The sequence below is a fragment of the Bacillus sp. SIMBA_005 genome (assembly GCF_046535585.1).
GTDB lineage: Bacteria > Bacillota > Bacilli > Bacillales > Bacillaceae > Bacillus > Bacillus pumilus.
Genome location: NZ_JAWRWI010000498.1, coordinates 1 through 267, shown reverse-complemented (window position 1 = coordinate 267; position 267 = coordinate 1). Strand labels below are relative to the sequence as shown.

General features: G+C 79.8%; 1 protein-coding gene. It reads right to left on the bottom strand.

The genetic code is table 11. The annotated features are described in order from the left end of the window. Window positions 1-267, bottom strand: a 267-nt coding sequence (locus SB660_RS21060; RefSeq protein ID WP_410584322.1) for an anhydro-N-acetylmuramic acid kinase, incomplete at both ends; no start/stop codon positions are given.

The following is a 267-nucleotide window of genomic DNA, read 5'->3' as shown; positions in this document are numbered from 1 at the left end:
CCAGGACCCGCCGGGTGCCGGGCTGGTGGCGCAGCAGGGCCTCGCCCACGGTGGCCACGGTCAGCGCCAGCAGCGTGGCCTGGATGTCGGCCGCCGCGGCGCCGGCGGCTGCGGGCGCCGACAACGCCCAGTCCAGGTGGAACTGCTCGCGGCCGGTGCTCTTGGGCGGCGGCAGCGCGAACCAGGGATCGGCGCGCAGGCGCGCGAGCAGCGCCGCGTCGACCCGGCCGCGCGCGGCCAGTGCGCCATCGCGGTCGAAGGCCGCGC